We start from the raw sequence: 13,360 nt of genomic DNA on the forward strand, positions 1-13,360 counted from the left end.
CCCGCACACCCGGCACGCGCGCCGGGCAGGGGAGCTCTCGACACCGCCCGGGGCGTGGACACCCCGAGGAAGGCCAGACGCCGCATGATCCTGCTCCTGTCGACGTCCGACACCGACCTGCTCAGCGCCCGCGCCTCCCAAGGACCGGTCAGCTACCGGTACGCCAACCCCTCCCGGCTGCCGATGCAGGACCTCCCCGAGCTGCTGGACGGCGCCGACCTCGTCGTCGTACGCCTCCTCGGCGGTGTCCGCGCCTGGCAGGACGGCCTCGACCAAGTCCTCGCCGCCGGACGCCCCGTCGTGGTCCTCACCGGGGAACAGGCCCCCGACGCCCAGCTGATGGCCGCCTCCACCGTCCCCATCGGGATCGCCGCCGAGGCCCACGCCTACCTCGCCCACGGCGGCCCCGCCAACCTGGAGCAGCTCGCCCGCTTCCTCTCCGACACCGTCCTGCTCACCGGCCACGGCTTCGAACCCCCCGCCGCCGCACCCTCCTGGGGCCCGCTGGAGCGCACCCCCCGCGCGACCGGCGACGGCGCCCCCACCGTCGCGGTGCTCTACTACCGCGCCCACCACATGAGCGGCAACACCGCGTTCATCGAGACCCTGTGCCGGGCCGTGGAGGCCGAGGGCGCCCGCGCCCTGCCGCTGTACGTCGCCTCGCTGCGCGCCCCCGAGCCCGAACTCATCGACGCCCTGCGGGACGCCGACGCGATCGTGACCACCGTCCTCGCGGCGGGCGGCACCCGGCCCGCCGAGGCATCGGCCGGCGGCGACGACGAGTCCTGGGACGCGGGCGCCCTCACCGCCCTCGACGTCCCGATCCTCCAGGCGCTCTGCCTCACCAGCTCCCACGCCGACTGGGAGGGCAACGACGAGGGCGTCTCACCGCTGGACGCCGCGAGCCAGATCGCCGTCCCCGAGTTCGACGGGCGCCTGATCACCGTCCCGTTCTCCTTCAAGGAGATCGACGAGGACGGCCTGCCCGCCTACGTCGCTGACGACGAGCGGGCATCCCGCGTCGCCGGGATCGCCGTGCGCCACGCCCGGCTGCGCCACATCCCGAACGCCGACAAGCGCCTCGCCCTCGTCCTGTCCGCGTACCCCACCAAGCACTCGCGGATCGGCAACGCCGTCGGGCTCGACACCCCCGCAAGCGCGGTCGCCCTGCTGCGCAGGCTGCGGGCCGAGGGCTACGACTTCGGTGACGAGGAGGTCCCCGGCCTCGCGTCCGGCGACGGCGACGAGCTGATCTACGCCCTGATCGAGGCGGGCGGCCACGACCAGGAATGGCTCACCGAGGAGCAGTTGGCGCGCAACCCGGTCCGTATCCCCGCCGCCGACTACCGCCGCTGGTTCGCCACGCTCCCGGCCGGACTCCGCGAGGCCGTCGAGGAGCACTGGGGCCCCGCCCCCGGCGAGATGTTCGTGGACCGCTCGCGCAATCCGGAGGGCGACATCGTCCTGGCCGCCCTGCGCCGGGGCAACCTGCTCATCCTGATCCAGCCGCCGCGCGGCTTCGGCGAGAACCCGATCGCGATCTACCACGACCCGGATCTGCCGCCGTCCCACCACTACCTGGCCGCCTACCGCTGGATCGCCGCCCGCGCCGAGGACAACGGCTTCGGCGCCGACGCGATGATCCATCTCGGCAAGCACGGCAACCTGGAGTGGCTGCCCGGCAAGAACGCCGGCCTGTCCGCCGCCTGCGGCCCCGACGCGGCGCTCGGCGACCTGCCGCTCGTCTACCCGTTCCTCGTCAACGACCCGGGGGAGGGCACCCAGGCCAAGCGCCGGGTGCACGCCACGCTCGTGGACCACCTGGTGCCGCCGATGGCCCGCGCCGACAGCTACGGCGACATCGCCCGGCTCGAACAGCTCCTGGACGAGCACGCCCAGATCGCCGCGATGGACCCGGCGAAGCTGCCGGCGATCCGCGCCCAGATCTGGACCCTGATCCAGGCCGCGAAGCTCGACCACGACCTGGGCATCGAGGGACGCCCCGAGGACGAGGGCTTCGACGACTTCATCATGCATCTCGACGGCTGGCTCTGTGAGATCAAGGACGTCCAGATCCGCGACGGCCTGCACGTCCTGGGCGGCGCCCCCACCGGCCCCGCCCGCGTCAACCTGGTCCTCGCGATCCTGCGGGCCCGTCAGATCTGGGGCGGCACGGCCTCCCTGCCCGGCCTGCGCGAGGCGCTCGGCCTGGACGAGTCGGCGGCGACCCGCACCGACGCCGACGCCGTCGAGGAACAGGCCCGCGCCCTGGTCCAGGCGATGGAGGACGCGGACTGGAACCCGTCCGCCCTCCAAGCCCCCGCGGCGATCGAGCAGCGGGGCCCGGGGCAGAGCCCCGAGCGGACGAGCAGCACACTCCTCCACGACCTGCCCCCGGACGTGGCCGCGATCCTGGACTTCGCCGCCCGCGAGGTCGTCCCCCGCCTGGCCGGGACCACCGACGAGCTGGACCACTGCGTCCACGCCCTGAACGGCGGCTTCGTCCCCGCGGGCCCCTCCGGCTCCCCGCTGCGCGGCCTGGTCAACGTCCTGCCGACCGGCCGCAACTTCTACTCCGTCGACCCCAAGGCCGTCCCCTCCCGCCTCGCCTGGGAGACCGGCCAGGCCCTGGCCGACTCCCTCCTGGAGCGCTACCGCACCGACAACGGCGAGTGGCCGGTCTCCGTGGGCCTGTCCCTGTGGGGTACGAGCGCCATGCGCACCGCGGGCGACGATGTCGCCGAGGCGTTCGCCCTGCTCGGGGTTCGCCCCGTCTGGGACGACGCCTCCCGCCGCGTCACCGGCCTGGAGCCGATCCCCGCCGAGGAACTGGGCCGGCCGCGCATCGACGTCACCCTGCGCATCAGCGGCTTCTTCCGCGACGCCTTCCCGCACACCATCGGCCTGCTCGACGACGCGGTCCGGCTGGCCGCCTCGCTGGACGAGCCCGCCGAGATCAACCACGTACGGGCGCACACCCAGGCCGACCTGGCCGAGCACGGCGACGAACGCCGCGCCACCACCCGTATCTTCGGCTCCCGCCCCGGCACGTACGGCGCGGGCCTGCTCCAGCTCATCGACTCCCGCGACTGGCGCACCGACGCCGACCTCGCCGAGGTCTACACGACGTGGGGCGGCTACGCCTACGGCCGCGACCTCGACGGCTGCCCGGCCCGGGAGGAGATGGAGACGGCGTACAAGCGGATCGCGGTCGCGGCGAAGAACACCGACACCCGCGAGCACGACATCGCGGACTCCGACGACTACTTCCAGTACCACGGCGGCATGGTCGCCACGGTCCGCGCGCTCAAGGGCAAGGCCCCGGAGGCGTACATCGGGGACTCGACCCGCCCCGAGACCGTCCGCACCCGCACCCTGACCGAGGAGACCTCCCGGGTCTTCCGCGCCCGCGTCGTCAACCCCAAGTGGATCGAGGCGATGCGCCGCCACGGCTACAAGGGCGCCTTCGAGCTCGCCGCCACCGTCGACTACCTCTTCGGCTACGACGCCACGACGGGCGTGGTCGCGGACTGGATGTACGACAAGCTCACCGAGGCCTACGTCCTGGACCCCACCAACCGCGCCTTCCTCGAACAGGCCAACCCCTGGGCCCTGCACGGCATCGCGGAACGCCTGCTCGAAGCGGAGTCGCGCGGGATGTGGGCCAAGCCGGACCCGGCGGTGCTCGAAGCGCTGCGCCAGGTGTTCCTGGAGACGGAAGGGAACCTGGAGGGCGAGGACTGACCGGCCGGCGTCAGTCGGCGGTGCCGGGCTTCACACCCCATACGTAGACGACGTCGTCCAGGGCGAGCAGGTCCCACAGCTTCGCCGCGTCGTCCACGGTGAGGTTGACGCAGCCGGCCGAGCCCCCGCCGTCGTACAGGTCGCCCGGGTGACCGTGCAGCGCCTGCCCGCCGTCGAAGAACTGGGAGTACGGCATGGGGGCGTTGTCGTAGATCGTGGAGACGTGGTCGCGGTCGCGCCAGTAGATGGTGTGCCGGCCCGGCCGTGTCTCCTGCGCGTCGCGGCCGGTGCGGGTGGGCACGGGTCCGAAGACGACCTCCTTCCCCTTCTGTACCCACAGCAGTTGGCGGTCCATGTCGACGCAGGTCACCCGCGAGGACTCGACGGGGCAGCGGCCCGCGGCGTTCGGGTCGGGCGTCGCCTCGACCACGAGCACGGTGCGGTACGTGCCGAGGTCGGCGAGCCCGTCGGCGTGCGGCCGGCCGTGTGCGGTCTGGAAGGCCCGGATGGCCCGGCAGTCGGCGTCGGACTGTCGGCCGTCCACGGGCAGGCCGAGATGCTGCTCGAGCTGCCGCTGGTAGGGGCCGGCCGGTGCGGTGCACGCGGTGTCGCGCACGGGGGCGGCGGCCGAGGGGGCCGCGGTGCACAGCAGTGCCGTGGCCGCTGCTGCGGCCACGGCACCGGTGAGGCTGGGGGTACGCACTGCCGGACCTCCTGGCGGATCGGGAACCGAAGTGCTGCCAGCCAATCAGCGCACCCGCCCGGCCGCCCATTGATGGGCAGCCGGGCGGGTGACCGGATCAGGCGTGCGTGGACTTGTGCGTGTCGTCCTTGCAGTCCTTCCCCTTGCACGGCTCGCCGCGCTTGTTGGACAGCTCGACGGTGACGCCCTCCGAGCTGTTGGCCTCCGTCACCTCGAACGGCCCCGATACGGGGTTCGCCGGCAGGACGTAGCCCTCGGGTACGGCGATCTCGCGCAGGTAGTACTCACCGAGCGGAAGATCGTCGAAGGCGCACTGCCCCGCGCCGTCGGTGGAGCATCCGGCGTCGGTGAGCGTGTCCGGGTCCGCCCCGGTCGTCTGGAGCCCCGGCACGTCGTTGCTCTCGCGCCACAGTTCGAAGACGGCCCCGGCCAGCGGCCGCCCGTTCTTCGCGTCCGTCTTGTCCAGCGTCAGCGAACCCGTCGTGGGCGTCACGGGGCCCTGGGTGTTGAGCGCTTCGGTCTGGACGCCGGTGTCGGCGTTGTCCTCGGTGAGGGTGAGGGGGCCGAAGACGGCGGGGTCGGGGAGGCCGTAGCCGTCGGGGGCTTCGGTTTCGCGCCAGTAGTAGGTGCCGGGGGCGGTTGTCTCGGTGCAGATGCCGGTGGTGGGGGTGGTGCAGGTGGTGACGAGGGTGTCGGGGTCGGTGCCGGTGGTCTGGAGGCCGGGCACGTTGTTGGTCTCGCGCCACAGTTCGAAGTCGGCTCCGGCCAGGGGTTCGCCGGTCTCGGCGTCGGACTTGAGGATCCGTACCTCACCCGTCACCGGCTGCGTTCCGCCGCAGTCGGGGAGGTCGCCGTCGAACGGGTACGCGTGGAACTCCTGACCGCCGCCCCCGGCCGCGGCGCTGGTGTGCGTCACCGAGCCGGTGGTGAAGAACCTGCCGTTGACCCCCGGAAGGGTCACGGTGGTCATCGAGGACTGCTCACCCATCAGGAAGCTGCCCTGGAACTGGCCGGTCCCCGACAGGTCCACGGTGGTGGCGTCCGGGAAGTTCCACAGAAGGCGCTCGCGGTAGGCGTTCAGCGGGTCGGTGGCGTCGTCGATGCCCCCGCTGTACGTGTTGATCGCGCGGTCCGCCCCGATGACGTTGACGAGGATCGTCGCGCCGGCGGGGATGTCCTCGAAGACGACTCCCTGCTGGCCGCCGGTGGGGCCGGTCATGTCGAAGTCGACGTTGAAGACCTGCAACGCGGACGTCCCGTCACCCGTGAAGAGCGTCTGCGTGCCCTGGTTCACGGCGGTGCCCGTCGGCGTCCGGAGCGTGCCGTCGGGCCGTGCGTAGCACTGGCTGGCCTCCGTGAGCTGGTCGCGCAGCCCCGCGTAGGGCGTCACGGCCTCCGGGTCCTGGACGAGCGTCCCGGAGACGGTCCCGCTCTGCGTACCGGCGTGGCGCACGTTGCCCTGCTCGCCGACGATGCCGCCGGTCGTGTCGAGGGTCTGCCCCGGCGCGATCGTGACGTTCCCGCCCGTGGTCAGGAAGTCCGCGCCGTTGGGCGGCGGGACGCGCGACCCGACACCGACGATGCCCAGGTTGTACGTCTGGCCCGCCGCCGGGTCCTTGTCCTGGTCGAAGTCGTCGAGCACCACGACCCGGCCCTCGGCCTCGGCGGCCCGGCCGCGCACGAGGAAGTCGTCGCCGACGAAGATGTTGATCCCGTTGTCCCGGCCCGCGAGAGGTCCGTTGTTGATCCCCGGGAACGGGTCGGGACAGTCACCCGGCACACACGGCCCCAAGCCGCCCGGCAGCGGCGCGGCGGCGGCCGGCGCCACACCGATGCCGAGGGTGAAGGCGGGTACGACGGTGGCCAGGACGGCGCAGGCCGCACCGGAGGCACGGGCGCGTGAACGCAGCGCTGCGAAGCGCTTGGGCATGGGTCTCATACGGGCATCCTGGCCACCCGCCGCGTGGGGCCCGGCGGGCGACACGTGACGTTGCCCCTTCCAGCGGAAGGGGCCACCCGGACGGACCCGGTACCGACGCCGCCGCACCGCCCCGGCCGCCGCACCGCCCCGGCCGCCGCACCGCCCCGGCCGGCGAGCGCGCGGGCCGGCGAGCGCGCGGGCCGGGGGCGGTGCGGCGGCGGTACCGCGTGGGTCAGGCCGGAAGGGTCCACCGCTGGTTGTCGCCGGCGTAGCAGGTCCAGATCTGGAGGCGGGTGCCGTTGGCCGAGCTGGGGCCGGTGGCGTCCAGGCACTTGCCGGACGCGGGGTTGACCAGCGCACCGTCGCTCCGGTGCTGCCAGACCTGCGCTCCGGACCCGTTGCAGTCGTACAACTGCACCTTGGTGCCGTCCGTGATCCCCGCCCCGGTCACATCGAGGCACTTGCCCAGTGCCTCGACCGTGCCGTCGGAGCCGACCGCCCACCGCTGGGCATCGGACCCGTTGCAGTCGTAGAGCTGCACCGCCGTGCCGTTGGCGGAACTCGAACCCGCCACGTCCACGCACTTGCCGCCGTATCCCGTGATCCGGCCGGTGGGGTCGCCCTGCGGCGGGGTGACCGGTCCGCTCCGGCCCGCCGCCCAGGCGATCTCCTGGAGCAGGAGCCGGTTCTGCTGGGTGCTGGCGAAGGTGGAGGACAGCGCGGTGTCCGTCGCGTAGTCCATCGCGTTGTGGCCGAAGTTGTTGTACACCATCCGGTAGTCGCGGTTCGTCCACACGATCGGGAAGTAGCCGCTGTACCAGGTCTGGTTGGGATCGGTACCGATGGGGAACGTCGAGGGGTCCATCGACGCGAGGATGTCGATCGCGGGGTTGTCCCGCAGATCGTTCTGCCAGCTGTACCACTCGCTGACCGACGAGGTGATGGTGCCCGGCAGCCCCGCCGTCGCCGGATGGCCGGCGTCCTCGACGCGCAGTGTCTCCTGCGTGGGGCCCCAGGTGTTGGACCGGAAGGTGCCGGTGCCGAGGAAGGTGTTGTGGTACCAGGGCCAGTCACTGGTGTCCGTGTTGAACGCCGAGACGTGGAAGCCGACGAACCCGCCGCCGTTCTGCATGTACGCCTGGAACGCGGAACGCTGGGACGCGGTGTGCGGGTAGTTGTCGAGGAACATGACCACTTGGTACTGGGCCAGTTCGGCGCTGTTGAGCCGGCTCCAGTCGGTGGTGGCGGTGTAGGTGAAGCCGTGGGTGGCCCCCTGCTGCGCGAACCAGGTGTTCGCCTCGTGGTCGAAGTTGATGTGCGCGGCGTCGTAGGTGCCGTCGTAGAAGGCCAGAACGTGGAAGTCGTCGGCGGCACGGGCGGTGTGGGCCGGGGTCGCCTGCAGGCCGAGTACGACCGCTGCCAGTGCGAGCAGCCGGAGCAGCAGTGCGCGTCCCCGGTGCCCGGGATGTGCGGCTGTCCCCGGACGAAGTGTCAACAAGGCAGTTGTCCTTCCTCTCACGGTTCCACTGCTGGGGCGCGCTGTCCCTCGCTGGTTCACATGACGTCACGTCACGCGTCAAACGCGGCATGCTTCGGTCGGGCAGACCGGAGTCTGCGCGTGTACACGACATCACGTCAAGGTTTCTGTCAGGAAACCTTCCTGGCGGAAAGCCGGGCCGCCCGTCCCACGCTTCACTTTCCTGAGCTGACCTGCGACTTCAACAGACGAACGCGACCGTGACCGTGTTTCGGTCACTGCGGACCCGTCTACAGAAGGTGAAGCCTGAACTGCCGGGGCGTCGCTGTGCCGGTCCCCGCCCCCGCCCACCGGGTGGAAGCCCGGCACCGGACTGCGGCAAACACGTCAGGGGCCCGCGCCGAACTCGCCCCGCGCCTCTTCGGCCTGCTGCTATAGAGTTTCCGGGCATGAAGCGGAGCTCTGTCACAGGTGGGTAGGCGGCCTGGCGCGCGCATCACGATCCGGGCGATCGCCGAGGAGGCGGGCGTGTCGATCGCCACCGTCTCCCGGGTGATCAACGGGCGGGCGGTCGTGGCTCCCGCGACCCAGGAGATGGTCCGTCAGGCCGCGCGGCGCCTGGGCGAAGTTCCGGTTCCACGCCTGCCGTCACCGGGGCCGGCCGATGCCCCCGTGCTGGTGTACTGCCCCTACGCGCTGACCGACTACTTCGGCACCATCGTGACCTCCGTCATCGAGACTCTGGCGCTGCACGGCCGCCAAGCGGTCATCCGGGCGGGGGAGAGCGCGCGGGAGCAGACATCGTCGCTGCTCTCCCTCCCCGGGCCCGCGGGCATGGCGGGGGCTGTCCTGATCCTTCCGCCCAGCTCCACCGAGGACCTGCTGGCACTGCACGCGCGGCGCTACCCGCTCGTGGTGATCGACCCGCGTGAGGAACTGCCCGAAGACGTCGCGTCGGTGTCGGCCGCGCACGCGGCCGGCGCACGCCGCGTCACCGGCCACCTCACCGCCCTGGGTCATCGCCGGATCGGCTTCATCGGGGGCCCCGGCAACTGGCTCGCCAGCCGCTCCAGGCTGGTCGGCCATACCTCGGCACTCGCGGAGATCGGCATCCTCGTGGAGCCGGAGCTGGTCAGGGCGGTCGTCGAACCGAACGCCGAGATGGGCTATCGCGCCGCGTCGTCGCTGCTGGAACTCGACCCGGCGCCCACCGCGATCGTGGCGTTCAACGACAAGACGGCCGCCGGTGCGCTGCGGGCGGCCCTCGACCGCCGGCTGCGGGTACCGCAGGACCTGTCGGTCACCGGCTTCGACGACAGCGAACTCGGCCGGAGCACGTCCCCGATCCTCACCACCGCCCGTCAGCCACTGGAGGAGATGGGGCGCATAGCCGTCTCCCTGCTGATGCGCCTGGTGGCGGGCCATGTCGTCGACACCCTGCACGTCGAGCTGGCCACGCCGCTGCTCGTCCGGGCATCCACCGGCCGGCCGCGCTCCGAGCCGTCCGGTCCGGACACCGTCCACGCCTGAACGACCGGTCGCCATGACCGATTTGAAAAGCCCGGCCGCCGCGCACGTGACCCGTGCGCTTCGGAGCCGTAAGCGCGTTCCCGTACTGGTTCCGGCCTGACCAGGGGAGATACCGGTGGCGACAGGCCACTTGGCGCGGAGGGGTTGACGGAGGCACGGCCGCGGTCATAACTTCACGGCTTGAAAAAAGCAGGTAACAAAAATATGTCATGCACCTGCCGTAATCACCGCAGTCGGCACGTCAGTTCCGGCTCCGTGCCGGGTACCCGGCCTCGCTCCGTCAGGTGCGTCGGCGCGCGCCGTACGCAGTCGGCGCACCCCCGCACACCGTTCCGTGCCGAACAGGTCAGCCGCTCCCTCTTCAGGAAGGCCCGCCCATGCCTCACCCCCGACAGCGCCGCAGACGCCGGACCGCACCTCTGGCCATGGCCCTGAGCGCGACCCTGGCCGCCGCCGGAGCGCTGGTCGTCCTGGACACCGGGACCGCCGGCGCCGCGACCCCCGGCGCCCTGACCAACACCGGCAACGGCAAGTGCCTGGACGTCGCCGACGGTTCGACCGCCGACGGGACCCCCGCCCAGATGTGGACGTGCTACCCCGGCAGCCAGAACCAGAGCTGGACCCTGAACAGCGACGGCTCGCTGACCGCCCGGGGCAAGTGCCTGGACCTGGTCGCGGGCGGCACCGCCAACGGCACGGCCGTACACCTGTGGACCTGTTACGACACGGTCGCCACCCAGAAATGGCGGCTGACGGCGGCCGGTGACCTGGTCAACACCGCCGCGGACAAGTGCCTGGACATCAAGGACAACAGCAACGCCGACGGAGCGCGCCTGCAAGTCTGGGACTGCGCCGGCACCGCCAACCAGAAGTGGGCCTACTCGGGCGCGACCGACCCGACCGACCCCACGACACCCCCTGCGGGCGACGACCCCGACCTCGGCCCGAACACGGTGGTCTTCGACCCGTCCATGTCGGCGTCGTCCATCCAGTCCAAGCTGAACAGCATCTTCAGCCAGCAGGAGTCCAACCAGTTCGGCTCCCAGCGCTACGCCGTCCTGTTCAAGCCGGGTACGTACAGCGCGGACGTCAACGTCGGCTTCTACACCCAGGTCGCGGGCCTCGGGCTGTCGCCGGACGCGGTGAACATCAACGGGGCGGTGCACGCCGAGGCCGACTGGTTCCAGGGCAACGCCACGCAGAACTTCTGGCGGGACGCGGAGAACCTGTCCGTCACCCCCAACGGCGGCAGCGACCGCTGGGCCGTCTCGCAGGCGGCCCCGTACCGGCGCATGCATGTGCGCGGCAACCTCAAGCTGGACGACGGCGGCTGGTCCAGCGGCGGCTTCATCTCCGACTCGAAGGTCGACGGCCAGATCCAGTCGGGCAGCCAGCAGCAGTTCCTGACCAAGAACACGCAGATGGGCTCCTGGTCCGGCTCCAACTGGAACATGGTCTTCGTCGGCGACCAGGGCGCCCCCGCCCAGTCCTTCCCGACCTACACCACGGTCCCCACCGCCCCGGTCAACCGCGAGAAGCCCTTCCTCTACATCGACGACGCCGGTGACTGGAAGGTGTTCGTCCCCGCCGCCCAGACCAACGTCTCGGGGACCACCTGGAGCGGCAAGAACCAGGCGGGTTCCTCCCTCCCGCTCGACCAGTTCTACATCGCCAGGCCCGGCGCGAGCGCGGCCGACATGAACGCCGCCCTGGCCGCCGGCAAGAACCTGCTGATCACCCCCGGCGTCTACCACCTCAACCAGACGCTCGACGTCACCCGCCCCGACACCGTGGTCCTCGGCATGGGTCTGGCCACCCTCATCCCCGACAACGGCATCACCGCGCTGACCACGGCGGACGTCGACGGCATCAAGATCGCCGGAGTCCTCGTCGACGCCGGCACGACCAACTCCCAGACCCTGATGCGGATCGGCCCCGACGGCGCTTCGGCGGGCCACGCGGCCAACCCCGTCACGCTCAACGACGTGTTCTTCCGCATCGGCGGCGCCACCGTGGGCAAGGCCACCCGGTCCCTGGTCGTCAACACCAGCGACACGATCATCGACCACACCTGGATCTGGCGCGCGGACCACGGCAACGGCGGCACCGTCGGCTGGAACACCAACACCGCCGACACCGGACTCGTCGTCAACGGCCAGAACGTCACCGCGTACGGCCTGTTCGTCGAGCACTACCAGAAGACGCAGGTCATCTGGAACGGCAACGGCGGCCGTACGTACTTCTTCCAGAACGAACTGCCCTACGACCCGCCCAACCAGGCCGCCTGGAAGAACGGGAACACCAACGGCTACCCCGCCTACAAGGTCGGCGATTCCGTCACCAGCCACGAGGCGTGGGGGCTGGGCAGCTACGCGTACTTCAACGTCAATCCCTCGGTGGTCGAGGACCACTCCTTCGAGGTCCCGCAGACCTCCGGCGTGAAGTTCCACGACATGGTGACCGTCGTCCTCGGGGGCGCGGGCACCATCAACCACATCATCAACAACACCGGGGCGACGGTCACGCCGAGCAACAACGTCGCGTACCTCACCACCTACCCGTAAACGGAGGAACGCTCATGCCCAGATCCCGCAGCAGATGGCTCGCCGCCGTGCTCGGCGTCCTGCCCCTGGCCGCCGCGACCCTGGTAGCCACGGCCGCCCCCGCGTCCGCCGCCGCCAACCCCGGACCCGGCTTCCCCGCCCACTACGCGGCCCCGTACGCGGAGATGTGGAACAGCCCGTCCACGCTGATGAACGCGTACAACGCCACGGGCAACAAGTACTACACGCTCGCCTTCATCGTCAGCCAGGGCACCTGCAACGCCGCGATCAACGGCAGCACCCCGGTCACCGACGCGGGCTGGAACAACGCCATCAACAGCCTGCGCGCGGTCGGTGGCGACGTCATCGCCTCCTTCGGCGGCGCGAGCGGCAACGAACTGGCCTCCTGCGGCACGGTCTCCGCGATGCAGGCCCAGTACAAGAAGGTCATCGACCAGCTCAACCTGACCCGCATCGACCTCGACATCGAGGGCAGCACGCTCAACGACACCGCCGCCAACGACCGCCGCAACCAGGCGCTCGCCAACCTCCAGCAGGAGTACGCGGCCCAGGGCCGGAAGCTCGACGTCGACTACACGCTCCCGGTCAGCCCGAACGGCCTGGAGTCCAACGGCATCGCGCTGCTGAAGAACGCCAAGAGCCACAACCTCGACGTCAACCTCGTCAACATCATGACCATGGACTACGGCCCCGCCATGGACATGGGCCAGGCCGCGATCAGCGCCGCGAACGGCCTGCACACCCAGCTCGGCCAGATCTGGACCGACAAGTCCTCCGCCGAGCTGTGGGCGATGGAGGGCAACTGCCCGATGATCGGCATCAACGACACCGCCGCCGAGGTCTTCACCACCCAGGACGCCCAGGAACTCGAAGCCTTCGCCGCGAGCAAGGGCATCCAGGAACTGACGTTCTGGTCCCTCGGCCGAGACAACCAGGGCTCCAGCGGCACCCCGCAGAGCACCTGGCAGTTCACCAACACCTTCAAGGCCATCACGGGCGGCGGCGGTCCCGTCGACCCGCCGGCCGGCACGACCACCATCCGGGGCTACGGCGACAAGTGCGTCGACGTGGCCGGCGCCAACAGTGCCAACGGCACCAAGGTCGACCTCTACACCTGCAACGGCACGACCGCCCAGCAGTGGACCCGCACCGGTGACACCTTCCGCGCCCTCGGCAAGTGCCTCGACGTCGCGGCGGCGGGCACGGCCGACGGCGCGAAGGTCCAGCTCTACGACTGCAACGGCTCCGGCGCCCAGTCCTGGACGACCGGCGCCAACGGCAGCCTGATCAACACGGGCTCCGGCAAGTGCCTCGACGTCACGGACTGGAGCACCGCCGACGGCAACCAGCTCCAGATCTGGACCTGCGGCGGCACGGCGAACCAGGCCTGGACACTGGCCTGACACATTCGGTCCGGCTCC

The 13,360-nt window shown here is 71.0% G+C and carries 7 protein-coding genes; 4 read left to right on the forward strand and 3 right to left on the reverse strand.

The window, feature by feature from the left end; translation table 11 throughout:
* The first annotated feature begins 84 nt into the window (after positions 1 to 84).
* Positions 85 to 3,744, forward strand: coding sequence for a cobaltochelatase subunit CobN (gene cobN, locus B082_RS0119185; RefSeq protein ID WP_018553442.1), 3,660 nt, complete (start codon positions 85 to 87; stop codon positions 3,742 to 3,744).
* Between the two features lie 10 nt (positions 3,745 to 3,754).
* On the opposite strand, the gene B082_RS0119190 is transcribed toward cobN, so the two are convergent.
* From B082_RS0119190 to B082_RS0119205, 3 genes are all read right to left on the reverse strand, one after another.
* Positions 3,755 to 4,447, reverse strand: a complete 693-nt coding sequence (locus B082_RS0119190; protein ID WP_018553443.1) for a L,D-transpeptidase — start codon at positions 4,445 to 4,447, stop codon at positions 3,755 to 3,757.
* A 97-nt stretch (positions 4,448 to 4,544) separates the two neighbouring features.
* The gene (locus tag B082_RS36295; protein WP_078622601.1) at positions 4,545 to 6,386 is read right to left on the reverse strand and encodes a choice-of-anchor A family protein; all 1,842 of its coding nucleotides are present in this window, start codon (positions 6,384 to 6,386) and stop codon (positions 4,545 to 4,547) included.
* Positions 6,387 to 6,600: 214 nt separating this feature from the next.
* Positions 6,601 to 7,863, reverse strand: a complete 1,263-nt coding sequence (locus B082_RS0119205; protein ID WP_018553444.1) for a ThuA domain-containing protein — start codon at positions 7,861 to 7,863, stop codon at positions 6,601 to 6,603.
* Positions 7,864 to 8,316: 453 nt separating this feature from the next.
* On the opposite strand from B082_RS0119205, the gene B082_RS0119210 reads away from it, so the two are divergent.
* The 3 genes from B082_RS0119210 (at position 8,317) to B082_RS0119220 (ending at position 13,342) form a co-directional block, all read left to right on the forward strand.
* Positions 8,317 to 9,375: a LacI family DNA-binding transcriptional regulator gene (locus B082_RS0119210; RefSeq protein ID WP_199783821.1), complete on the forward strand. Its 1,059-nt coding sequence runs from the start codon at positions 8,317 to 8,319 to the stop codon at positions 9,373 to 9,375.
* A gap of 425 nt (positions 9,376 to 9,800) precedes the next feature.
* On the forward strand, positions 9,801 to 11,939 hold the full coding sequence (locus B082_RS0119215; protein ID WP_018553446.1) for an RICIN domain-containing protein: 2,139 nt from the start codon (positions 9,801 to 9,803) through the stop codon (positions 11,937 to 11,939).
* Positions 11,940 to 11,953: 14 nt separating this feature from the next.
* Complete coding sequence (locus B082_RS0119220; protein ID WP_026249952.1) at positions 11,954 to 13,342, forward strand: chitinase; 1,389 nt, start codon at positions 11,954 to 11,956, stop codon at positions 13,340 to 13,342.
* The last annotated feature ends 18 nt before the right edge of the window (positions 13,343 to 13,360 follow it).

This window comes from Streptomyces sp. ATexAB-D23, assembly GCF_000373645.1.
Classification (GTDB): Bacteria; Actinomycetota; Actinomycetes; order Streptomycetales; family Streptomycetaceae; genus Streptomyces; species Streptomyces castrisilvae.

Bases quoted from the DNA above. Each gene is read 5' to 3' on its own strand.
- B082_RS36295 (WP_078622601.1), bottom strand. From the start codon at position 6,386: ATGAGACCCATGCCCAAGCGCTTCGCAGCGCTGCGTTCACGCGCCCGT.
- B082_RS0119215 (WP_018553446.1), top strand. From the start codon at position 9,801: ATGGCCCTGAGCGCGACCCTGGCCGCCGCCGGAGCGCTGGTCGTCCTG.
- B082_RS0119220 (WP_026249952.1), top strand. From the start codon at position 11,954: ATGCCCAGATCCCGCAGCAGATGGCTCGCCGCCGTGCTCGGCGTCCTG.
- cobN (WP_018553442.1), top strand. From the start codon at position 85: ATGATCCTGCTCCTGTCGACGTCCGACACCGACCTGCTCAGCGCCCGC.